Raw genomic sequence first — 21,588 nt, forward strand, 5'->3', positions numbered from 1 at the left:
AGCTTTCGTTTTAGCGTCGCAGGAAGTAAAAATCACCTGTTCCCGATGTGTTGTACCAGGGAGCCTGTGTATTCCGGGAAGATATCTGTACCTCCCGGTTGACGTTCTGAAACACCAGCACCAGCGGCATATTGGGCTGCTGGATATTATGAAGCAGGGCTTCGGTATACAGCCCATTCTTCCCAGACCCATCATTGGCTTTTTTGCCCGGACTGGTGGCGTAGGCAATCAACGAGCCAATGGGCGTACGCATCTGTGCCAGGCCGCCATCGCCCCCGATAGCCCGCGAGCTGGGCCCGTCGAACGGGTTATTCCGACAGGCATCCAGAATAATGATTTTGGCCAGGGCATCGGTATTATCTAGTTGCCGGAACAGGTCATCGGCCGGTACGCAGTTGGTTTTTATCTCCGCTTCATCGGGTTGGTGATCCGTTGGAATCGCGTCGATGGGCACCAGGTAATTTTCCCCGCGAATCTGAATACCATGACCCGCGTAGTAGAACAGACCAACCTGATACGTAGCCAGTTGCTCGGCAAAGCGGTTGATTTCGAGGGCCATTTCTTTCCGGTTGACGTTGGTTTTCAGCATCACCTTGAAGCCCAGTTTCTCCAGCGCTTTGGCTATATCCGTGGCATCATTGACGGGATTTTTCAGCGCATCCTCGCCGGGGTAAGCCGCATTCCCGATCACTAGCGCCAGCCGGGTTTCGGGTTTGAAATTTTTCACCGTCCGTCGCGACTCACTGACCCCGGTTGGATTCGTAGCCACCACCCGAATGACGTTCTCGCCCTCACCCAGGTTGATTGACCGGGTGAAGTAATACGTATCGGGGCACGGATTTGCCTCTTTCCCAATGCGCAGGCTACGCTCTTTAGCCAGTTCCTGCTTATTGACAAATACCCGTAATGAATCGGTCTTTCCCGAAAAGTTGGCCACACATACCCGGAGCAGGAACGTAGCACTATTGACCACTGTGTCGGCCTGGTTCATACTCGCCCACGTGATCGTTGGCGGGGCTGGAAACAGTTGTTCGGTGTTCAGTTTAACAGAAACCTTGTCGGTTATTTTATAGGATTGACCGACTACCCACAGGGGAGCCAGCAGGCTGATAAGCAATAAAATACGGTTCATGAGGTCGGTTAGTTAGAACGTGTAAGCAAGGCTGATGGAGGAACCCTGGCCCTGTAGACTGATTCGTTGCAGCGCCTGCCGGGGCTTCGGCTGGACCAGCGTATAGATGGCGTTCATGAGGATGGTGGCAGCCGACGCAGCCATCCAGGGATACAACTGGCTCCGCTGGGCATCCAGATTGGCTTTTTGCTGATCTGTCCCTACTTTCTCCAGCGCATTGATCGGCGGAGCCGCATCGTTATAAGCCTTAATGTCGCGCAGTAACGTAATGCTTTTGGCTACGGTAATACCTGTTAAAGCCGCACTAACCGTCCACCGGCTGATGTTGATAACCTGTCGTTTGGTCAGGAATGGCCCCTGGCGTTTAGGAGACAATGAATCATTGACCGAGTACGTACGGATCACGAAACTGACATTGACATTTTCATTGAGTTTGCGGTGATCGGCGAGTGGGTCCCAGAAGAAAAGTTTGTCGTAGCCCGGCGTCAGATTCGTACCAATATCGCCCTGTACGGCTTTGGGGTAAAAGATGTTATTGGACGTTTCAAGCTGGACATAGATGGAATCTTCCGGTTCGGCCCGAAGCAGATCATACTTAAACCGGACGTTCTTTTTCACCGTATCCACCTCCACCCGGATGTTGGCAATGTAGGGTTTCTGCTTCGACTGGGCGAAAGCGGTTGTGGTCAGCAGAGTAGGCAAGAAAATAATGGAAATTAGTAGCCAATGCATTTTGAGAATAGAGCGCTGTTTCATGGAGGTTAGGGATAAAGATAAACGGGGGTAACATCGCCGGGGCGACTAAATGTAGTAGTAAGCTGATCAGGATTAATTTTCCAGAGTTCATTTTTATTGATTACGAACCACAAACTATTTCCAAACGCAAAACCCGAATTAACATCCCTTGCCGTGTTTGCAGGAAACCAACCTTGATAAATACTGCTAAAATATGGTGTGTTATCTGGTGTTGATGGCGAATAAGGAGACTTTGAGAAAGGGGTTGAAAGCTTTACTTTATAAATATTCAGTAAACTGTTCAATATATAAGCACTATCTCCCTTTGATATCGATAAAGCCTTGCATCCAGCTCCCGACCATATTTCTTGTGAAGACCCTGAAGACGTTAATGGCCCTAAAATTTTTTTAAGACTTGGGTTGGTCAGGTCATAAACATTAAAAGTGTTCGGATTTATACTATTGGCATACACCAGTTTACTATTAATAATAAACACTAGATCAAGAAAACGACTACTAGGCGCTAAATACTCAGTTGTAGTAAAAGATGAATTTTTGTTAGAAGAAAGAGTAAGTGTAGAACCACTAGTGTTATTAATATTAGATTTGATAGTAACAAGTTTGTCACCCTGTTTATTTATTAGCAAGTAGGTATTTTGAACATCATTGTATCCTGTTTTGGCTGTATTGATAGTAAATTGGTTGGGCGGTGTTACTAACTCTATTGTTCCACCAGTTAAAATGGGGGAAGCAGCAAATGAATTTGCAAACAAATGGTATGAACCGTTCTGGTCTAAATACGCATCTTTTATACTTCGAATATAAAGACTCGGAACATAAATAGCCGGATCAGCCGTTTGGACTTTGTTTGCAAAACTCCCCTTAGCTATCCATTGAATTTTTGTAGTATCTGATTCAAAACCGTAAATTGTTCCAGGCGTATCGAACTCATTGTTATCATATTTGATACAAAATAATTTTTCATTAGCAGGAAACAGAAGAGCCCCACCATCAAATTTAGATCCAGGGAGATTTCCAACGTAAGTCCAAGGACTAATTTTCAACTGGATATAGCCTTGCGATGAAAATACTTTACGGTAATCATGATTTACATAAATTGCAATACTATCTTCTTTACTGCCAGCTTTATAAGCGAATGGTGTTACGTATATATATTGACCCTTTGTATTGTCGTAACTTATAGTGGCAGACAAACTATTTGTTAATTTACCTTGTACGAAAGACACCGGTTCAGGTACGCCAATAATTTTGCGCTCTCGAACAAAAGCATCAGCCTCCGAACTATTGTAAAAAGCTAGTGCTCCGAAGCTAAGTGCTAAATCTGTTTTGGTGTAATTAATAACTGCAAAATATTCAGAAACAATAGTGAGGTCAGGGAAAAATGTTTGTTTTATTAAGGGAGGACTTACAGTTATTTTCTTCAAATCAATAGGTAAACTAATGCCTTTAGCAGGCACCACATCAAACAATGTCTTGCATCCACTTATTATTCCGAAGCAGATAATTAAAATTCCAAGAACAGGATACAGTTTTCTCATAATAAAGGAGTCAATTAAAAAAGAGTAACGAATTATTTTTTGTGGACACTTTTTGCTGGTACGTATCGAGTGCGTCAATATAACCACTGTACTGCGTAGCCAAATCAGGGCGACGGTTCAGGAGATACCCCTCCTGCACCTCCCGGCAGATGGCCAGCAGGTTTTCGCGCATCACGCCCGTCACCCGATACCCTTCCCGTGCCCGTTTCAGGAGCCGTCCAAGGGTGGCGTTGTCCAATAGGGAGCGGGTTTGCGGCTGACGCAGGCTATCGTCAAGCGCCCGATACAGGGCGTCGGTCTGAATAAACTGCCCAAACGCCCGGCAAGCCTGCGCCACACCCTGACTACCCCGGCTTTGATCATTCCGGCCAGCCAGCAACAGCATCAGATTCGTCGTCAGGGTATCGGCCCGCGCCAACTCCCGGTTTAGCGACGTAAATACTACGTCACGTTGTCCGGCCAGATCGGTAAAGACGGGCAGCGAATCAGGAGGTATACGCAGAAACCGACGACCTAATCCCAGCAATACACTGCGGTTCGCCAGGGTATCAGCCGCCTTGTAGTCCTTCTGCGCGGTCTTGTAGGCATTCTGCGACTCAGCGTATTGCGCATTGTTCAGCAAGCGCGAATAATCGTCCCGCGTCTGAAGAAACAAGGCTATACTGGTGGCCACAAAAATGATCATCCCGAGTCCAGCTAGGGCTAGTTTGTTCTGCAACTGCACCCCGAAACTTCGCCTGATAAATATCCGCTCGGGCACCGACAGCCAGCTCAGTTGCCTAAACTGTGACGAGAACGAGCGAAAATTCCAGAATCGGGACAGCCGGGCATTGGCTGGCCTTCCGGCCCGAATCAGAGTCATCAGGGCCGTACTACCCCAGGTGTAGGTCCGCCTGCTGCCCAGTTGAACGTAGCGTTGAGCCGCTTCGGCCAACTCTTCGCGCTGTGTCAATTGCGCCGAACCCAGTTGCTGAATCCACTGCCGGTACGTTTGCCACGACCCGATCAGCGCTTCGTGCGTCAGTTCGTAATAGCCGTCACCGGCTTCCGCATCGCGCCCCGTCAGCAGTCGGTTCTCGGTCAGCGTTTTCAGCATTTGCGTACAGAGTGGCTGATTGTGAGGACCAAAATCCAGTTCAACCGCATCGACCCGGCGACGCACGAATTCCCCGCCCTGGAAGGCGACAAACCGCAGCAGCAGATCGCGAAAGAAGCCGATATTTTCCCGAAACGGCTCCAGAATCGTTTCCTCTTTCTGTTCCAGAATCTGTCCGATGCCAGGGTAGTCGCGTTCGTAAATAGTTCGTTCGGGTCGGTCTTTCCCCCGTTCGTACAACTCATTCAGCGCCAGCGATAGCAGTGGCAGAGCGTTCGGATAATGCCGAAAATCTTCAATAATCCGGGCAACGGTTTCTTTTTCGGGGTAGTAAAACATCCCCGTTTGAAGCGCGGGTCGGATGATGATTTCCTGCAACGCATCGACGTCCAGCACCGGAATGGTGTATTGCTGTTTATCGGTATTCCAGAACCGCTCCAGCCGGTTAATTTGCGGCACAAATTCGATACGCAACGTAGCCACCACCTTCATATGCCGACCTGCTTCGCTTCGCTGAAATGCCCTCAGCCCGTCAAAAAACTGCCCTAGTTTCTCATCTGAATGATTGTCGGCTTGCGTGACGAGTTCTTCCATCTGGTCGATCAGGAGCAGATGGGGTGGGTTTTCCCGGATACGATCCAGTTCAGCCAGCGGATTTTTGCCGGGCCGGATAGTCGCATAAGTCGTTCCCGCCCGGCGACACGGCCCCAGCACACCGGCTTTCACCAGCGATGACTTTCCTGTGCCCGATGCCCCTACCACTACAACAAATGTCTCGTTGTCAAGCAATTGACTCAGTCGACTGATCGCTGAATCGCGCCCATAGAAAAGCGAACTATCTTCGGGTTGGTAGGCATCCAGCCCTTTGTAAGGATTGACGCGCTGCCGTTTCCCCAGGCTGGTTGGCGTGAACGACGGTTCCAGAAACAGGAACTCCCCGCCCTCGTGGCTCGAAAAGTCGAACAGGCAGGAGGTCTGCTCATGCTGCTGAAGCGACGCTGCTGCTTCGAGCCGCTGCTGGATGTAGAGCTGCAATTCATATACCGTCACAATACCGTCTCGGTTGCTGTCGGCATCACGATTCGTCAGGGCGCGGGCCAGTAACGTAGCAAATGGCGACGTAGTGGCCTGCTGATCAGCGCTGTCGGAGCCAACGTACTGATCGAGCGCCTGCTGGTTGTGCGCCGACGAGGTCAGGATTTGATTAGCCCGGTAGCGGGTATAGTGCCCAAAATCATCCTGCGAAATTTCATCCGACTCGGTGTCAATCCCGCCCCGAAAGCTGGCCGCTGCCTGCCGCATGGCACCCGCATAACAGCAGTCCAGAATCAGCAGCACCTGTTTCCCATTGAATTGCTTTATCTGGTCGGCTATCCACTGCATGGAAATGGCTGTCTCGGCGAATTGCCCGCGCCGGGCGTCGATGGGCAACAGATAACCGCCGTAGATAGGCGGTCCGTCGGTTTGTTGCTGGGTGAGCGCCACGCCATGTCCGGCATAGTAGATCACAATCTGGGCGTCTCCATCAGCATCGAGCGTTGGGATGCTTTCCAATAATCGAACGAACGTAGCTTTGTTGGGGTCCGGGTACAGATGGATCTGATAGCCGTAAGCCGCCAGTGCCTTGCCCATAAGCTGAATGTCCTGCCTGGGTGTTTCCAACGACCGAATACCCGCATCCGTATACGCCTGCGCTCCCAGGAGGAACGCATGACGATTTGGGAAGATGGCAAACGGCGTAGTCATGTACGGCATTGGTTAGAAGGCTATTACCAGGTAAAGCAACGGGTCAGGCTGGCGTAGTTCTGAGAGCCAGTACTTCGTTAATTCGTTTCATGAACTTCATGGCCACCTGCTGAAAACCATCACTATTCGGGTGGATTTCGTCATACCATTGATTGGGCCGGACGGTGTTCAGGGCGTTGATATAGGACACATTTGAAAAAGAAGAGGCTGCGCTCTGCATCCGGTTATTGAATTCGTCCAGGATCAGGCTAATGACTGCCTGTCGGTCTTCCTGTCGGTCAATGCCTTTTTCGATCATGTACCGGCCCAGCCAGCCTTTATCCGTCACGCTCAGCGGAATGATGTAGTCGTACCCGTGCACCAGAATGTGTAGATCAGGGTGGCTTGTTTTGAGCAACCCAAAGACCGTCTGATACACATCGCGCAGGGAGTCCAGTTCGGAAAACAGTTCGTCTTTCAGAAACCGTCGGGGATTTTCGCCCGCAATTCCACCCATGTCGGGCTTGTCTTTCAAGTAGGTTCGAAACTGGTCGCCGAGGATGTCGTTGCCGCCCCCACTGAGGAGAAAGAACGTTGGTTTTTGCTCGTCTATGTCATCCAGATATTCACCCATTCGCTGGATGTTACGTAACGTATCGCCAGCAGCAGCCACGCAGTGAATGGCATACACCCGCCCCAGATGATCGATGATGTCGGTTACCAGCGGGTGCTGAAACCAGGAATCGCCTTCGGAAACCATGCGAATCCGATCAGGAAATTGCTTAATGACCGCCTGATAATGCTGGTTACGCAGTTTTCGGGCAACGGCATTCGCCAGATTTAACCCCACGCCACTGATAAACCCACGCTCATCCAGCGCGAGAGACGATGCGCCGACAAGCTGAATTTCTGGCTTAAGCTGGTAATCGATCTGCCAGTCCGGACGGGTACCGGCATCGAAATACAGCCCCAGGGCGAAGGGCGCCGTTCGCAGATCCGTGAGCATCACATCCAGCCGGTCACCCTCGATCCGATTGAAGACAGGGTTGACCAGGTGCAGACGGTATTGCTGCGTAGACCAGCCTTTCAGTGCCACCGAAGATTCGTCGGTTTCCAGACTGCCCCTGTTACCACTTTCTTCAGGCTGACCCGGCAGCGGAGGTTCGGGAAGCGGAGCCAGGGCGAGTGACTGCACGTCGAACTCGTCGGTACTGACGATAAATTTCAGGTATTCGATACGCGATGGCCAGTTGTAGGCCTGCGTAACGGCAGGTAAGCGTGATTTGAGAATGTTTTTGCCGTTACTGCTCAAATACACCGAGTTACCCGGTTCCAGCAGGTACGTAGTAGGATTTAGAAAGCCGAGGAATGACTGAAATTCGGTATCCAGATAGAGCACCGAACAATATAGTTTAGTCGGCGTAGGGTTTGTCACCTTCATACGAAAGGCACTTCGCCACACGCCATCGGGTGCTTTCTCGTATTGGATAGGTATCGATCCGTCGGCCTGAAGAATAGACACCTCGCCCCCATTCGTGTCAACACAGACGCATTCAACCTGCAACGTACTGGCAGGCAAGGCATTGGAACCAGCGTTGGTTAACGATGCCAGAAACGCCCATTGCGAGAGGTGGCGCAACTGATCGGCGATCTGAAGCACGGTCGTGTCTGAACCCGCATTAACGGGTTGGGTGAGGGGCCGGAAGGGGTCGTTTGGCAGCGTGATATAATACCGGCCGTCGCGGTTCTGTACTACATAGTCGGCCCGCGACTCATCATCCTGCGGGACTACGTAGCCGATGGTCTGGTTCATCAATCCATCCATCAGTTGCTTTTGTTCCAGCGGGGAACTGTCCTGGTGATTGACGCAGACGGCAATCGGGCGTGCCATCAGGCCCGGTATGGCGGCTTGATACGTAGTTTTCAGGTTGTTCGGCGCCAGCCCTTCAAAGGTTAGATACGTGTGATCTACCTGCACCGTACCGACGCTGGCCCGGTACGTTCCCAATGGGTCGTGGGGGTCAGTAACCACAAAAGCAGACAGTTCCGGCGTTATGCCGTGGATGGCTCCCCGGTTCAATAACCAGTTTCCCAACCCACCATTTGTCCCGGAAACGTAAACAATTTCGCCCGTCGTCAGGGCATTGGCCTGGCCTGGCTGATGGAGGAAATTGGCGTAGAGCAACGCATCGTCGCCATTGGCTACGTAGATACGGGGGCGCTGGTCGAACACGTTGCGCAGATATTGCCGAACGCGGCTCCGCAATGAGTAATAGCTAAGGGGGCCACCCGCCTGACGCAGCACATTCAGCAGCGTTTTGGTGAACACGCCTTCACCGCTTACCTCCAGCGCCGACTCATCGGATTCACAAGCCGAAAGTTGTACGTGCGTTCCTTCTGGAATTGCTTTCGCAACGCCCTGTTGCCGGATGGTGTCTTCGGAAATCGTCTGCCCGAAAATGAACTGCTCCCAGGCCCGTTGCTGAAACGAAAACGGTATTCGCTTTTCAACCACATCGGTAAAAGCCGTCGCTATCTGTTCACCATTTCGGGTGTTATCCCCCGAGTGGCAGCAATCAAAAATAGCGACAATTTGTGGTCGTTCGGCAGCCGGTTTGCTGGCGGCAAGTTGCCCGATCAGGTAGCGCAACTCTTTGTCGACCAGCAGAAAATCATCCGATGTCTGCTCATCGTAGTAACAGGCAAGGCACTCCAGACGACCGTCCGTTTCGCTCGTCCAGACCGTTTTGTCGGCCCACTCCTGCGTGCCATGGCCCGAAAAATAAAACAGGGCGACATCACCAGCTTTAGCCTGGCTGAGATGGGTTTGAAAGGCCTTCACAATGGCCGCTTTACTGGCCGCTTCATTCGTTAGCAACAGGGATTTCACCATGGCCGTCGATCCCGTTTCCAGGTACGTTTTTACCGCCTGCGCATCATTTACACAACCACGCAGTGCCGGAAACCGAACGCTATTTTGCAGGATGACATTACTTTGATAGGTATCAACCCCCACAATCAGCGCATATACGGTAGCAGGCGGGGTCGTTTCGGGGCCGGGGTCGATCATTTCCAAAGGCAACCAGTTGGCGTCCTCGTAGGGCTCGTCTTCCAGTGCCGCCGATTTAGCCTGAGGTAACAACGGGATCATGGCCTCTTCCGATGTTAACGCGGCTTCTTCCACAAGCGCAAGATCCCGGCTCTGTGGCTGGGCGGGAACGAACGTACCAGCCTGTACGCCCGTAATTACCCGAGCCCAGTTAAAGGCCGGACCCAGGTCCCACTTGCCACGTTGTCGGTAATTGACGTGTGATACAATGCCCCTGAAAGTCAGCACGTCGGGCGTTGTCAGGTAGCGCTTTGGTTCGGGGATGAACTGCCGGGGGATAGCGTACTGCGTTGTCAGGTAACGTAGCAGAACAATCAGACTGTCGTACTGCGCATCAGTAAATGTAGCGTAGGTCGACTCGCCCCGGAATGGTACGGTCAGTTTCTGAAACGCGTCCGATTGAGTTAGCGTACAGTAGGTATCGCCATAAATCGTTTGAAGTCCGCCCGACTTGGGAGTCAGTGGCCCGTAATTAGAAATTTCGATGCCAATGGTGCGTTTATCCTGGTTGTTACCGGCGTTTCCGAGCGCTTCTCCGCCCAGGTTCCCTGACCAGAATTTAGACGAGTACAACTGATAGACGGTCCCATCGCGGGCAATCACGAAGGGCACCGATACGTGGTAATCCTGACGAGTCAGCGTACTCATGTCGCCCGTCAGTCCCCCGGCGGTGAAATGAAGGACGATACGTTCTTTGGCATACACGGTGTCGTGATAATAGCCTGACCGATGCGCGGGTATGCAGAGCAAGCCGTTCAGCGTCAGCGACTCATGGGAAACCGGCACGGCAATGGGTTTCAACACATACTCGCCCCCGTTACCAGTACGGCGAAAGCGCTCTTCAAGGGAGGGTAAATTGGAAAAGACCATAATAAAGGAAGGTTGGGGCAGACGTTGATCCGAATCGTATTGGTTACTTCCTAGCCTGCATCGGTATTCGTGAGAATTGCATTTTCTGCGCGCTCATCCTGCCTGCGCTGATTGTAAAGTCTTGCACACCTTCGACCCCACTGAACGACTCACTGTAGCTACTAACTGACGCCTGCTCGAATTCGATGGTACGGACTTCACCTTCTGTGCTCGTTACGGCTATTTTGCCCTTAATGTCATTTTTATTCTGCGCTAAAATCAGCCCTAAAATCTTGTCATCCCCTCTAAGGGTTTGAACGGAAACGCTGATTTCCCCGCCCGAAACAGCCGAGGCCGTTTTGCCGTCCATGCCAATCTGCTTGGAAAAACTGTACGAAAAGGAACGGAGACTATACTCTTTGGAGTCGATTGTTAACAGGGAACCTATAGCCATGATATTGATTGATTAACGGATACGTTGATTTAAGGTGTGTATGCTCACAAATCGATTTCAGCAATGAAATCGGTTATTTTGCCGCCCAGTTTGTCCTGAACCTGCGTCCGGATTTTGGCATATACCTCTTCATTCAGCGTGCCGGTCCGCGAACAATAGTTCAGCGTGGTTTTGTCTTTGGTGGACTTGAAGAAGAGTATTTTCCGGATCTCATTTGACGAGCTGAGTAGGAACGTACCCATTTGCAGGGTGACAGTACCGTTCGCTTCTCTGGCCAGCCCGATCTGGAAAGCGCCTTTGGCCTGCGAGTGCGTGTTTTTCTCAAAGGCGGTTATTTTTCCGTTACTGTCGCTCAGCCCTTTGATGGCCTCCAGCGTTTTGGTGATGACCACCATAAAGGAGCCACCGAAGGCCGCCGTCAGAATACTGATGATAGCATTCTCGGCCTCGAAGACCGTACTGTTCGATTCAAAGCTGGAGAATTCAGCCGCTTCAATCGCCCAGCCCAGATTATTCAGCACCCGCACGAACTCTTTATACCAGTCGACAAGCTGATTTTCGTCCGGGAATTTTTTATTGGCCGCCAACTGGGCCAGCAGGACCGAATTCAGCACATCACTACGTCGCTGCCCATTGATGTCGGAGACAAACGATACCAGCGATTTGGCGTTCATAAACGATTGTTCGACGCCTTCAGCCATATCGGGGGCCTGCCCACCACGTTCAATCGGAAAGGCTTCTCTGGAATCCTCAAATTCGAGGTCCCGAACAAATTTTACAGGGTCGTGCGTTTTCATATTTTCTTGCTTAGGGATAAGGATTGATTAAGACAGCAGCCGGAACGACCCCGGGCACCAGGACCATTCCAGTTGGGCGTAGCTGTATTTTCGATACTAGCTATTGGGTACTACCGTCCAGTTATTGTTCAGGGTGGCCCGCGTATAGACTTTATTATCGGTGCCGATGCCCGCAATCCGGCTATCAGGCAGCACGGCCAGCCGGTTTACTGACCCGGTATTAGGCACTACGATCCAGTTGCTGCTTAACGTAGCCCGCGTATAGACCTGATGGTCGGTGCCGACGCCAGCGATGGTACCATCGTGTAACACCGCTACGGAGATCACCGACCCGCTGTTTGGCACCTGCACCCAGTTGCTGGTCAGCGTATCGCGGGTGTACAGAAGTTGGTCAGTACCCGTGGCTAAAAAGCGGCCATCACGCAACACCGCCAGGCTGGTTATTGACCCACTGTTTGGCACCAGTGTCCAGGTACTGCTCAGGGTAGATCGGGTGTATATCTGGAGGTCGATGCCAGTACCAGCGATCATACCATTCGGTAATATAATCACACTGGTTACCGACCCACTATTAGGCACCAGCCTTCCGTTGCCGCTCAGGCCGTCCCGGGACCAGAGTTGATTATCCGTGCTCGTAGCGACAAACTGCCCATTAGGTAGGGCTGCCAGGCTGGTGATCCCCCAAGCGTTGGGTACCAGTGTCCAGACAGGATTTAAGGTAGGGATGGTATAGAGTTGCCCATCGGTACCCGTGGCTAAAGTCTGGCCGTTGGGCAGTACGGCTACACTGGTAATTCCACCGCCGACGGGTAGCGGATCCCCCCAATTGGCCGCATTCAGTTGAGATCTCCGGAAGATTTTATTATCAAGGCTAATCCCATAAAACGAATTATCGGCTACGTTGGACGGTACCGATAGTCGGTTCACCGTTCCACTGTTAGGTACCAACACCCACTTGCTGGTTAAGGTCGCCCGGGTATAAATCTGATGGTCGGTGCCAATTCCGGTGATGGTACCATCGTGTAACACCGCTACGGAGATCACCGACCCGCTGTTTGGCACCTGCATTCCGTTGCCGCTTAAGCCGTCCCGGGACCAAAGTTGATTATCGGTTCCTGTGGCGACAAACCGCTCGTTAGGTAGTGCTGCCAGGCTGGTTATCCCAAAGGCATTGGGTACCAGTGTCCAGTTGCTGTCCAGGTTCGGGCGGGTGTAAACTTGCTGGTCAGAGCCGATACCGGCGATGGTACCATTAGGCAGCACTGTCACAAAGTTTACCTTAACTAGATTGGGCGCTCCCCAGATAACACCACCTGTCAGTTTACGACTGAGCCCCCGGTTGACACTTATATTTCCATCATTCTGTAGTAAGGCATAGAATAACTTTCCATCAGCCGTAACCTGTGAACCCCATACGTAGCCCCGGTTATCGCCAGGGCCAGTTCCCTTATATACACACAAGTTACCATCACTCTGCATGATGGCAAAAAATAGGCCACCCTTGGCAAGGACATTATGAGCCCACACCACAGCTCCTTTGTTTGCGGGTCCCGAACCAGCATAAATCACAAGATTGCCGTCATTTTGCATGATCATGAAGTACTTGCCGTTTGCCGAGACGAGGTGCTCGCCTGTTGTCAGGAACTCGCCACTTCTCAGAAGATTACGGGGTTTGGGAGCGGGCACCGTATCTACTGGCACGACGTCCCGAAGACTACCTTGTACACCAGTCCAAAGCTGAGGTCCACCGGCTGGCACCTTGCCTTCGCATACAAGTTGAGTAACAAAGGCAATCACCAAAGCCGCAACGTACCCACCAACTGTACCAACCTTCAGTTTAGGTCCTTTTTCAGATACTAGTTTATTGATTGTAAAGGCCAGTATAGCCTCCAGTTCATCTTTATGGCCAACTGAGCTCGCAACACCAGGAATGGTGAAAATGGGTTCGACGATAAATGCGGCTATCCCATTAGACGCTGCTTTGATAGCAATTTTGTCACCCAAAGCTACGGCGACATCCATGGGCCCTACCAAGATTTCCCCTTCTCCTTCAGCAAATAAAGAAACAAAAATAGCGGACAGAGCAGTACCCAAGGCAATATCACAAGCGTGATTGGAAATGTACTTCCCGGCAGCTACCAATCCTTTGTAGGTTTGAATAGCACCAACTTCACCATAGTTAGCCGCTATATCTGCTCCGTCCATCATTTCCTGCCCCATGGTAAGTCCGGTAGCCTCAAAAACGAAACCAACCGTATCGGCTGTTTTTGAGGTTGCTTTCCAACTCATTATTGTCGCATCGCTAACCGTATTTGCGGCACCTACTACGCCATTACTTATCGTACTGGCAGTATTTACAACCCCATAAGCCCCGGCATTGGCAACGCTAACAATTCCACTAGTTGCTGCTTCAGCGGCTCCTGTCACAGCACTGCCGACCGTATTAATAACTCCTGCCGTCTCATTAGCTACTGTGCCTGCAGCACCCGTCACCGCATGGACTACTACGTCTACGGCATGCGTTACGGCATGACCTATACCTAAAAAATCTCCCCGGCTTGCTGCTTGTTTTTCCATGATTATAAGTTTGGTTTTGAGAAAAGGTGAACTCCTATCCTGGTTTACGGCTGACTTCGTTTTGGATATGCCAAAGGTCCCTCGTTACGCTCAGGGACACTGTCAGATTCGGGGCAGATATCGTCAAATTGGGGGCATTTGGCCCATCCAAAGAGAAACTAAGACCAGATCAGGCTCTTTTAAGCTGACTAGCGATAAATTTGGTGGGGGTTTGCTGATAGAATTCTTTGAAAACAGTCGTAAAATGAGACGAGCTTTTAAACCCGGTTAAGGTGGCCGTCTGTGTTACGCTATAGCCTATACGTAGTAGCTCGGCCGCTTTACGGAGTCGGAACTGACTTATCAGATCGGTAGGGGTCAGTTGAATAAACCGCTCCACTTTACGGTACAGCGTTTTTCGATTTATAGCCAGCTGATCGGCCAGCCAGTTGACATTGACGGAGGGATCTTCCAGATTTCGTTCCAAAAGACTATAAATCCGCTTGAGAAAAGCATTGTGGCTTCGGTCAGGCGAAGTACGGCTAGCGGGCATCGCCAATGAGGCCCGAACGTGATGGGCAGTTTTCGATCGACGATTCATTGTGGCGTGAAACGAAGGTGGATTAAACCGGAAATCTTATCGAAAACGGTGCAGACTCGCTACCCTTTTGACGCATCAAAGGTGGCCAGTGACCCGTCAATATCCTGTCAGGATGGGGGCAGATGTCGTCAGATTCGGGGCATTTTGCCCGTGGCAATGAAAAAAGCTTATATCAGACTTTTTCACAAGATTATTGATAAACTCCGTGGGCGTTTGCTGATAGGCTTCCCTAAAAACAAGAGTGAAGTGAGAAGGCGTATTGAAACCTACCAAATCGGCGGTCTCCGCTACGTTATGACCCGCCTTTAGCAACTCAGTCGCTTTCCGCAGGCGATATTGACGGATCAAATCCGCGGGCGCGAGTTGAATCAGGCTCTGCACTTTGCGATACAGTGTCTTACGGTTCATGGCCAGTTGATCGGCCAGCCAGTCCACACTGATCGAAGAGTTGTCCAGATGCTGATCCAGTAGCCCGTAAATCCGCACCAGAAATAGATCGGTGCTCAAAGCTGGCTTAGGCACTGGTTGACTAAGGGGCGAATCCAGGCCGGGCAAGGCAAACTGCTGCCGATAATGCACCCCCAATTTCTGCTGGTGGGTCATCAGGTTACGCAGACGCAAATGCAGTTCATCCAGACTAAAGGGTTTGGCCAGGTAGTCATCGGCTCCCTGTTGCAGCCCGTCAATCCGGCTCTGGGGGCCGCTTTGGCTGTGAGCATCACCACCGCAATATGGTCGGTATCGGCATGGCTCTTCATCAGCCGGGTGAGTTCAATTCCATCCAGGCGGGGCATCATCACATCGGTCAGCACAATATCGGGTAGTTCCGTTTGAACCAGCGCCCAGCCTGCTTCTCCATCCACAGCCTGAAGAACATGGTACGACGAAACCAACTCGCCCGCCCACCAGAAACTCCCGCAACTCGTCATTATCTTCTACGATCAGGATGCTTGGGACCGAAGTACCCTCATCAGAAAGCGGAAGATGAAGTTGGGGGCAAACGACGCCAGTTGATTAAAAACCTCAGGTTTAGACACCGACCGACTAATTTTAGGTATATCAACCGCTGCCAATACGGGACCGACGGGCAGTGTTAACCGAAAAGTAGTACCCACTGCTACCTGACTCGCTACGGTGATGGTGCCGCCTAATAAGCCAATCAGTTCGTGAGCCAGTGCTAACCCAATGCCCGTACCTTCATAAACGCGGGTACTGGAGGTGTCCGCCTGATAAAAGCGGTCGAAGATATGCGGCAGCGCTTCAGCGGTAATACCGATACCCGAATCGACTAACTGGATTTCTACTGCCGTCATCTCATCACCCGTCCAGACGGGCCTACCCGTAAGCGTTACCTGTCCACCCGGATCGGTGAATTTCAGCGCATTCGACAACAGATTGGTCAGAATCTTTCCCCACTTATCGGCATCGAATACATACTCCTGAGCAGGCAGACCAGCCACCTCACACGTCAGGGTTACCCCTTTCTGTTCCGCCATCCGCTGAAATACGCCAACAATCGGGTGAATAAACGCCGGTACGTTCCCCTGCATGAGCGAAATAGCCATATAGTTCCCTTCCAGCTTCGACAGATCTAATAACTGATTAATGAGCCGCAGGAGCTGCTCGGCGTTCCGGTGAACCAGCGTCAGCATCGGCCGGTCGAAGCGGTTTTCCTGAAGCAGCTTCTCTACCGGCGAAAGAATCAGGGATAAAGGCGTACGAAACTCGTGGGTAATATTTGAAAAGAAACGGGTTTTCAGCTCATCCACGGCTTTGAGTTGCTCAGCCTCCCGCCGATTAAGTACCAATTCCTGTCGTTGGCGGAGCCGATTGGTATAAAACCGGATATAGCCCCAAATGGCCCCTCCGGCCAGCAGCGCATACACCCATAGGCCCACCAGGTGGCCCACCAGGGTGGCCTGACAATCACCTGAATAGACGCTTCATTTTTGGTCCAGAATCCACTACTATTGGCGGCTTTTACCCGGAAAGTATAGGTGCCCGGCGCCAGGCTGGTATAGGTAGCCACGCGCCGGTTCCCATTCTGAACCCAGTTGGATTAACGCCAACCAGTTGGTAGGCATGCTGGTTTTGACCCGGCTGCTCGTAGGCTAGAGCCGCGAAGCCAATCGACAGCATGTTCTCGTCGTGTTTCAGGCGAATTACCTTGGCGGTGATAGCCCCGGGGTTTACCCATGACGGTTAGGTCGGTGATATAGACTGGAAACGGGTGGGTATCAACAAGAATCTGATTGGGGTTGAATTGAACGATGCCATTCTCGGTACCAAAATCAGTTGGCTGGGCTGTCGAAAAACGGCGTTATGCTTGAAGTCGTTACTGGGCAAGCCATCCGAAACTTCATAACTATGAATGGCTCGGGTGTGGGGTCAATCTGGCAAATTCCCTCATTCGTACTGAGCCAGAGATTGCCCGCCCCATCACTGGTAATCCCGACTATACTCGTGCCCGGTATCCCCTCCTGCCGGGTGATCACCGAAAACAGCCCCGTTCGCCAGTCAAATCGGTTTAAACCGCCCAGATGCGTATCAATCCAGATGATGCCGGCCTTGTCCTCGTGAATAGACAACACCTCGTTTGTGGTCAGCTTTCCTTTACCTCCCGCCATATAGCGGGTCATCTAACCCGTTTTTAAATTCAGCCGACAGATGCCCAGCTAGTTAACCAGTATCCATACATCTCCGAACTGGCTCACCATCAGCCCATAAATTGCCTTGTCGGGAATGCCGCCCGAATCACCTGGCTTGTATTTGTAGTAGGTGTATTGATGCGTGCGCGTATTAAACGAGGCCACACCACCCTCCCCGCCGATCCAGAGATTATCGGCTGGCTTGCCCTCCAGGTATTGAAGCCCAAGAAAGTGGGCCGGAATGTCGGATGGATACCAGGTATATTGACCGGATGCCTGACCGAGGTGGTATAACCCATCATTGGTACCGAACCAGAGCCCATCCGACCCGTCGGACAAGAAACTATTGACGGGATTCGTATGAGCCCCATCCCAGCTTATCCAGCGGGATACGATCGAGCTGTTTATTAAGGGACAACCGATAAACAGTGGCTAAATTACTAAACCAAAGTTGTCCCCGCTTATCCTTAAATACAGTATTGGCCCTGTTCTCGGGCATAGTGGCCATGCGTTCATTGGGCTTTACCCGGTACACGGCGAACGGTTTTGTGTTGACCGCCTGCCGATCGATACCATTGTCGGTTCCTACCCAGAGCATACCTGCCCGGTCATGCTATACTGCCTGTGCATTGCTGCTGGCAAGGCCCTTCGACAGGTTTGGATCGGTCTGATAGGTGACGACTTGATCTGTCGCCGGATCAATACCCTGCAAACCATTGGTTGTGCCCACCCAAACGATTCCCGACGAATCCCGAAGGATAGTATTGCGCCAGATATAGGGATTAAGCTGTCCACCCGGATTGTACGGGAGAGTTTTCCAGGGTTGGTGTCGCAAATCCAGCTTGAACAGGCTATACCCAGCTGTGGCCGCACCGATCCAGAGGACGTCTTCTTTGTCGAAATAAAATGACAGACAAGAGGGTTGAGGGCCAGTCAAGCCCAGCACAGGCACCAGCGTATAACGCCCGGTTATTCGGTCAAGCAGGTATAGACCTTGATGGAGGCTACCCAAAATCGATGCTGATGGCCTCCAAATGCTGTTTTAATCGGCATTTCAGCTTTGGGCGAAGGATATAGCCTGAAGTGATGCCTGGCCGGGTCGTAGCTGGCCAGGACCGAAAACGTACCAATCCAGAGTAGGTTCTGGGTGTCTTTATAAACGGTAATCTGGCTGTTCCACTGATTGGCCTTTGCAGCTTTTATTGGATGTGGCGTAACCAGTCCAGTTTTCGTGTTGATTTCATGTAAGTCGCCCCCTTCCGTCACCGCCCACAACCGGTTGAAGTAATTTGCTCAATTAAAACTTCAGAAGCTATTTGACAGCCGGTTCTACCAACCATTTTTTGAGTATAAAGTGACATCAAGTAGATAAATTTCGTTCATCCAGTTTCCTATCGACCTGTCAGGGTATTGGATCCTGACTACCTCCCTTTTAAACAAATCAATAGGGGTTTGGCGTTATAATTTTGTCCAGAAAATAGCCCGCCACTGCTATTTAGTGAACGATTAATCGTTTTAAGATCAAACGATTATGTATATTTTACCCACTTACCAAAATCTCCCGAGAAAACCTCCGAATAAAATTAGGACAAGATACGTTCGGTCAACGCTGCCTCCTATATGAATGCACTAGGTTATTGAGCAGAATTATTTTATTCGGGTAAACTAATTTTTTGAATCTGTAAAAAATCGTCTCCGTTTTGGTCTTTCCTATATTGATTGAAAACCAATAGATGATCACAAGGAGAAAAAGATGGAGCGCCTACGATTTTCCCCTTCCCTTTACTGGTAAGTTTTATAGAAACTCCTTTTATCAGATCAAAAAGATAAACAGAATTTTGAGCTACGTACGCTATCTTATTACCCGCTTTGTTCAGATTAAATGAGTAATCAATGGAAAAACCATTATTGGTCAGAAACCTAACACTTCCCGTATTTACCTCAATCTGAACGATTTGAATATATTCATTCTGGCCCTTCGCCAATGCATAAATAAATTTTCCGTCAGGGCTTGAACGCAACCAATGCCGGGTATCTGAAAGCCCTTTTTCAGAAAAAGTAACTCGTCGTTGGTGTATACCTTTCGGTACGCGAGGCCCTTCTCCAGCTTTTCCAACGGCTGCGGAATCCGCCAAAATCTTTGCCGGATCAATATCGACAATGAAAACCTCTGTGATTTGTTTTCCCTCTTTGTTTAAAACGTTACCCTGAAAAGCAATTGCATGAGGAATATGCGCTCCCGATTGCAGTGTGTATCCGTTTTTCCCCACCCAACACTCGTCAAACGCCTTATTGATTTCGTCAGAACCAGGTCTGGGATTTTTCACTACATTAGTGACTATCGATGAATACATTATCCCGTCATTGTTCCCTTTGCTAGAATCTACTTTAACTCCCTGAGTGAACGGCAGCATTACCCCCACCGTCCTTAGGTTTGGCTCAGTTAATTCATCGTTATACGTAAAACTTATAAGTTTTCCGTCCCCGCTCCAGCAGTGCGAATGGGTTCCACCCCGGAGTGAGCCGGGGGCATAGGGAAACCGTGTATCTCTGGCATCATAAAAGAAGGGGCTGTAAGGATGTTGAATGTCAATGCCGACACCTGTTCTTCGGAATATGGCATACGGTTTGTCAGCATTTGCATCCGGTAAACCGTGGATGAATATCACTTTATCGTCTACCGGACTGAAAGAGGCCGCTCCCACACCCGGTCCGAAAACAGTCTGATGAGTGGTTTTATAAATGATCTTTTCTTCTCCGGTTTTAACGTTTACAATACCTATGGTAGACGTTTCTCCAATTTTAGTGTCATCATTCCTGCCATCAAAAACAATCCATTGGCCATCTTTCGAAAATACACCGTTGTGGTGCATTGTGTGGCCTGCTGGCAAAACTGTCAGACTACTGCTTTTTAATGTCATACAACTAGTTAACAAAATAAGAGCGATAAGCGAAAGCCATTTCATACAGAATACGCATTTTCCCTTCTTAACTACGTCTAAAATTCGCCTATCCAGTGAGCCGCCAAACAAGGCTATTTTCATGCCTTGAAGACAAACAAAACGAATAAAAAATCAACCTACTTACTGCACCAAAGCGGTGCAGTAAGTAGAGGGCTTCCAGTTATCCCAGCGTATATTTTAAATTTTACTTCTGATTTTTCTAAAGTCTTCTATTCTATGGAATGTCAAATAATTAGCATCATGGTTGTTCTTTGCATTGGAAATTCCGTCGAAATAGGCAGTTCTGGAAAGTACTATAATATCGTTCCCTTCAAATGACCAGTCTACATACTGGAACCCGTGATTGATGACATCTTCGTGTTCCAGAATAACCTTTACATCCTCCCATTTTTTTAAATCCGTGGAGCTTTTCAGCATCAGGACATTCCGAAAGCCAGAAGGATTTCGCTCGGGAAACTGTTTCCGGTATTTGTCGGGAATCACATTGGCTAGGGCCCAGTATTTCCTGCTAAGCGTATCATACTTTATCACAAATTTTTTACTACCGCCATCAAACGGTATGAAACCGGAATTAGGATCAAAGGAAAGTGTTTTACCGTCGGCTGCTATTGATACCATGGCCGCTTTCTCGTCAGGCGACTTTTTGTTAGCCACTCTGAGCATATCCCACATTTTCTGGTCTTTATCAACCACAAAATTACCTTCCAGCCATCCGGCAAAATCCCCCTTATTAAATGTACTGTCATACAAAATAGGGGTACTGGTTTGCCAGGATTTCGAATTCATAAGGTCTGCATCTACGGGCGCCGACATGACCATCGCGCCGTATCGCTTACCCCATTCCAGTACAGGGCCATGTGCCGTTTCCATCGGTCTCCAGAGTCGCCCACTATACACTACTACAGGCATGGGAGCACAGTGGAACTCGCCGGTAAGGAGCACACCGTTTTCTTTGTTCGTTGGTTCAGTCCAGGTTTTTCCGCCGTCAACTGACTTTCGTATGAGAACGGTGCCATGGTGTCTATCAGGCCCTAAAAGGTAAAGTTCACCTTTGTGAACGAACAATGAACTCCAGAATGCACCCCTGATTTCGGCTAAATAACGCCAGGTTTTCCCTTTATTATTAGACGTATAAATCCGGGAGGCAGCCTGCTGCCATTCAGAACTTTTCGGTCCGAAAAAATCGTGCGAAGCCACATAGTCCCCGTTCGGCAGCGTCGCTAAGCTTGGTGAACCGATATATCGTTGGGATGAACTGGGTTCGTAACAAACGATAGTACCCGGAACTGTTTGAGCCAGCCCGACAAACCAACCAGCCAACAGCCACAACAGGAGCGTTGATTTACTTCTTATATTTTTCATCC

At 50.2% G+C, this 21,588-nt stretch carries 21 protein-coding genes; all 21 read right to left on the reverse strand.

Annotated features, from left to right (window positions below):
* Positions 1-10: 10 nt before the first annotated feature.
* The 21 genes from ACYVEA_RS00235 to ACYVEA_RS00335 all read right to left on the reverse strand — a co-directional run bounded on the left by ACYVEA_RS00235 (position 11) and on the right by ACYVEA_RS00335 (position 21,586).
* Positions 11-1,132: a caspase family protein gene (locus ACYVEA_RS00235; protein ID WP_461111279.1), complete on the reverse strand. Its 1,122-nt coding sequence runs from the start codon at positions 1,130-1,132 to the stop codon at positions 11-13.
* Positions 1,133-1,144: 12 nt separating this feature from the next.
* Positions 1,145-1,888, reverse strand: coding sequence for a hypothetical protein (locus ACYVEA_RS00240; RefSeq protein WP_461111280.1), 744 nt, complete (start codon positions 1,886-1,888; stop codon positions 1,145-1,147).
* A gap of 5 nt (positions 1,889-1,893) precedes the next feature.
* Positions 1,894-3,426: a hypothetical protein gene (locus tag ACYVEA_RS00245; protein WP_461111281.1), complete on the reverse strand. Its 1,533-nt coding sequence runs from the start codon at positions 3,424-3,426 to the stop codon at positions 1,894-1,896.
* Positions 3,427-3,436: 10 nt separating this feature from the next.
* Positions 3,437-6,268 carry an nSTAND1 domain-containing NTPase gene (locus ACYVEA_RS00250; protein WP_461111282.1) on the reverse strand — a complete coding sequence of 944 codons (2,832 nt, stop codon included), beginning with the start codon at positions 6,266-6,268 and terminating at the stop codon, positions 3,437-3,439.
* 43 nt (positions 6,269-6,311) lie between these two features.
* Positions 6,312-10,226 (reverse strand): caspase family protein, encoded by a 3,915-nt coding sequence (locus ACYVEA_RS00255; protein ID WP_461111283.1) that lies wholly within the window; start codon positions 10,224-10,226, stop codon positions 6,312-6,314.
* 43 nt (positions 10,227-10,269) lie between these two features.
* Entirely contained in the window at positions 10,270-10,659 is a 390-nt protein-coding gene (gene tssD, locus ACYVEA_RS00260) for a type VI secretion system tube protein TssD (protein ID WP_461111284.1), read from the reverse strand.
* A 44-nt stretch (positions 10,660-10,703) separates the two neighbouring features.
* On the reverse strand, positions 10,704-11,456 hold the full coding sequence (locus ACYVEA_RS00265; protein WP_461111286.1) for a hypothetical protein: 753 nt from the start codon (positions 11,454-11,456) through the stop codon (positions 10,704-10,706).
* A 96-nt stretch (positions 11,457-11,552) separates the two neighbouring features.
* Positions 11,553-14,033, reverse strand: coding sequence for a hypothetical protein (locus ACYVEA_RS00270; protein ID WP_461111287.1), 2,481 nt, complete (start codon positions 14,031-14,033; stop codon positions 11,553-11,555).
* A gap of 169 nt (positions 14,034-14,202) precedes the next feature.
* Complete coding sequence (locus ACYVEA_RS00275; protein WP_461111288.1) at positions 14,203-14,613, reverse strand: helix-turn-helix domain-containing protein; 411 nt, start codon at positions 14,611-14,613, stop codon at positions 14,203-14,205.
* A gap of 96 nt (positions 14,614-14,709) precedes the next feature.
* The gene (locus ACYVEA_RS00280) at positions 14,710-15,216 is read right to left on the reverse strand and encodes a helix-turn-helix transcriptional regulator (RefSeq protein WP_461111289.1); all 507 of its coding nucleotides are present in this window, start codon (positions 15,214-15,216) and stop codon (positions 14,710-14,712) included.
* Positions 15,216-15,542, reverse strand: coding sequence for a response regulator (locus ACYVEA_RS00285; protein ID WP_461111290.1), 327 nt, complete (start codon positions 15,540-15,542; stop codon positions 15,216-15,218). The genes ACYVEA_RS00280 and ACYVEA_RS00285 overlap by 1 nt, the downstream gene beginning before the upstream one ends.
* Positions 15,543-15,554: 12 nt before the next feature.
* Positions 15,555-16,382, reverse strand: coding sequence for a sensor histidine kinase (locus ACYVEA_RS00290; protein WP_461112931.1), 828 nt, complete (start codon positions 16,380-16,382; stop codon positions 15,555-15,557).
* Entirely contained in the window at positions 16,370-16,642 is a 273-nt protein-coding gene (locus tag ACYVEA_RS00295; RefSeq protein WP_461111291.1) for a triple tyrosine motif-containing protein, read from the reverse strand. Before ACYVEA_RS00295 ends, ACYVEA_RS00290 begins: the two co-directional genes overlap by 13 nt.
* The gene (locus tag ACYVEA_RS00300) at positions 16,594-16,752 is read right to left on the reverse strand and encodes a hypothetical protein (RefSeq protein ID WP_461112977.1); all 159 of its coding nucleotides are present in this window, start codon (positions 16,750-16,752) and stop codon (positions 16,594-16,596) included. The genes ACYVEA_RS00295 and ACYVEA_RS00300 overlap by 49 nt, the downstream gene beginning before the upstream one ends.
* A gap of 152 nt (positions 16,753-16,904) precedes the next feature.
* Positions 16,905-17,252 carry a two-component regulator propeller domain-containing protein gene (locus ACYVEA_RS00305; RefSeq protein ID WP_461111292.1) on the reverse strand — a complete coding sequence of 116 codons (348 nt, stop codon included), beginning with the start codon at positions 17,250-17,252 and terminating at the stop codon, positions 16,905-16,907.
* 36 nt (positions 17,253-17,288) lie between these two features.
* On the reverse strand, positions 17,289-17,600 hold the full coding sequence (locus ACYVEA_RS00310; protein ID WP_461111293.1) for a hypothetical protein: 312 nt from the start codon (positions 17,598-17,600) through the stop codon (positions 17,289-17,291).
* 4 nt (positions 17,601-17,604) lie between these two features.
* A complete protein-coding gene (locus tag ACYVEA_RS00315; protein ID WP_461111294.1) occupies positions 17,605-17,859 on the reverse strand; it encodes a hypothetical protein in 255 nt (84 codons plus the stop codon).
* Positions 17,860-17,874: 15 nt separating this feature from the next.
* A complete protein-coding gene (locus tag ACYVEA_RS00320) occupies positions 17,875-18,273 on the reverse strand; it encodes a two-component regulator propeller domain-containing protein (protein ID WP_461111295.1) in 399 nt (132 codons plus the stop codon).
* Positions 18,231-18,536, reverse strand: a complete 306-nt coding sequence (locus ACYVEA_RS00325) for a hypothetical protein (protein WP_461111296.1) — start codon at positions 18,534-18,536, stop codon at positions 18,231-18,233. Before ACYVEA_RS00325 ends, ACYVEA_RS00320 begins: the two co-directional genes overlap by 43 nt.
* Before the next feature lie 377 nt (positions 18,537-18,913).
* On the reverse strand, positions 18,914-20,305 hold the full coding sequence (locus tag ACYVEA_RS00330; protein ID WP_461111298.1) for a DUF3748 domain-containing protein: 1,392 nt from the start codon (positions 20,303-20,305) through the stop codon (positions 18,914-18,916).
* Between the two features lie 96 nt (positions 20,306-20,401).
* Positions 20,402-21,586 carry a sialidase family protein gene (locus ACYVEA_RS00335; protein ID WP_461111299.1) on the reverse strand — a complete coding sequence of 395 codons (1,185 nt, stop codon included), beginning with the start codon at positions 21,584-21,586 and terminating at the stop codon, positions 20,402-20,404.
* Between the last annotated feature and the right edge of the window lie 2 nt (positions 21,587-21,588).

The organism is Spirosoma jeollabukense (assembly GCF_054777855.1).

Excerpts from the sequence above, each read along its gene's own strand:
- ACYVEA_RS00270 (WP_461111287.1), bottom strand. The coding sequence starts at position 14,033 with ATGGAAAAACAAGCAGCAAGCCGGGGAGATTTTTTAGGTATAGGTCAT.
- ACYVEA_RS00315 (WP_461111294.1), bottom strand. The coding sequence starts at position 17,859 with ATGCTCTGGGTAGGAACCGACAATGGTATCGATCGGCAGGCGGTCAAC.
- ACYVEA_RS00235 (WP_461111279.1), bottom strand. The coding sequence starts at position 1,132 with ATGAACCGTATTTTATTGCTTATCAGCCTGCTGGCTCCCCTGTGGGTA.
- ACYVEA_RS00330 (WP_461111298.1), bottom strand. The coding sequence starts at position 20,305 with ATGAAAATAGCCTTGTTTGGCGGCTCACTGGATAGGCGAATTTTAGAC.
- ACYVEA_RS00285 (WP_461111290.1), bottom strand. The coding sequence starts at position 15,542 with ATGACGAGTTGCGGGAGTTTCTGGTGGGCGGGCGAGTTGGTTTCGTCG.
- ACYVEA_RS00245 (WP_461111281.1), bottom strand. The coding sequence starts at position 3,426 with ATGAGAAAACTGTATCCTGTTCTTGGAATTTTAATTATCTGCTTCGGA.
- ACYVEA_RS00250 (WP_461111282.1), bottom strand. The coding sequence starts at position 6,268 with ATGACTACGCCGTTTGCCATCTTCCCAAATCGTCATGCGTTCCTCCTG.
- ACYVEA_RS00255 (WP_461111283.1), bottom strand. The coding sequence starts at position 10,226 with ATGGTCTTTTCCAATTTACCCTCCCTTGAAGAGCGCTTTCGCCGTACT.
- ACYVEA_RS00240 (WP_461111280.1), bottom strand. The coding sequence starts at position 1,888 with ATGAAACAGCGCTCTATTCTCAAAATGCATTGGCTACTAATTTCCATT.
- ACYVEA_RS00275 (WP_461111288.1), bottom strand. The coding sequence starts at position 14,613 with ATGAATCGTCGATCGAAAACTGCCCATCACGTTCGGGCCTCATTGGCG.
- ACYVEA_RS00305 (WP_461111292.1), bottom strand. The coding sequence starts at position 17,252 with ATGACCCGCTATATGGCGGGAGGTAAAGGAAAGCTGACCACAAACGAG.
- ACYVEA_RS00280 (WP_461111289.1), bottom strand. The coding sequence starts at position 15,216 with ATGACCCACCAGCAGAAATTGGGGGTGCATTATCGGCAGCAGTTTGCC.
- tssD (WP_461111284.1), bottom strand. The coding sequence starts at position 10,659 with ATGGCTATAGGTTCCCTGTTAACAATCGACTCCAAAGAGTATAGTCTC.
- ACYVEA_RS00300 (WP_461112977.1), bottom strand. The coding sequence starts at position 16,752 with ATGCTGTCGATTGGCTTCGCGGCTCTAGCCTACGAGCAGCCGGGTCAA.
- ACYVEA_RS00265 (WP_461111286.1), bottom strand. The coding sequence starts at position 11,456 with ATGAAAACGCACGACCCTGTAAAATTTGTTCGGGACCTCGAATTTGAG.
- ACYVEA_RS00335 (WP_461111299.1), bottom strand. The coding sequence starts at position 21,586 with ATGAAAAATATAAGAAGTAAATCAACGCTCCTGTTGTGGCTGTTGGCT.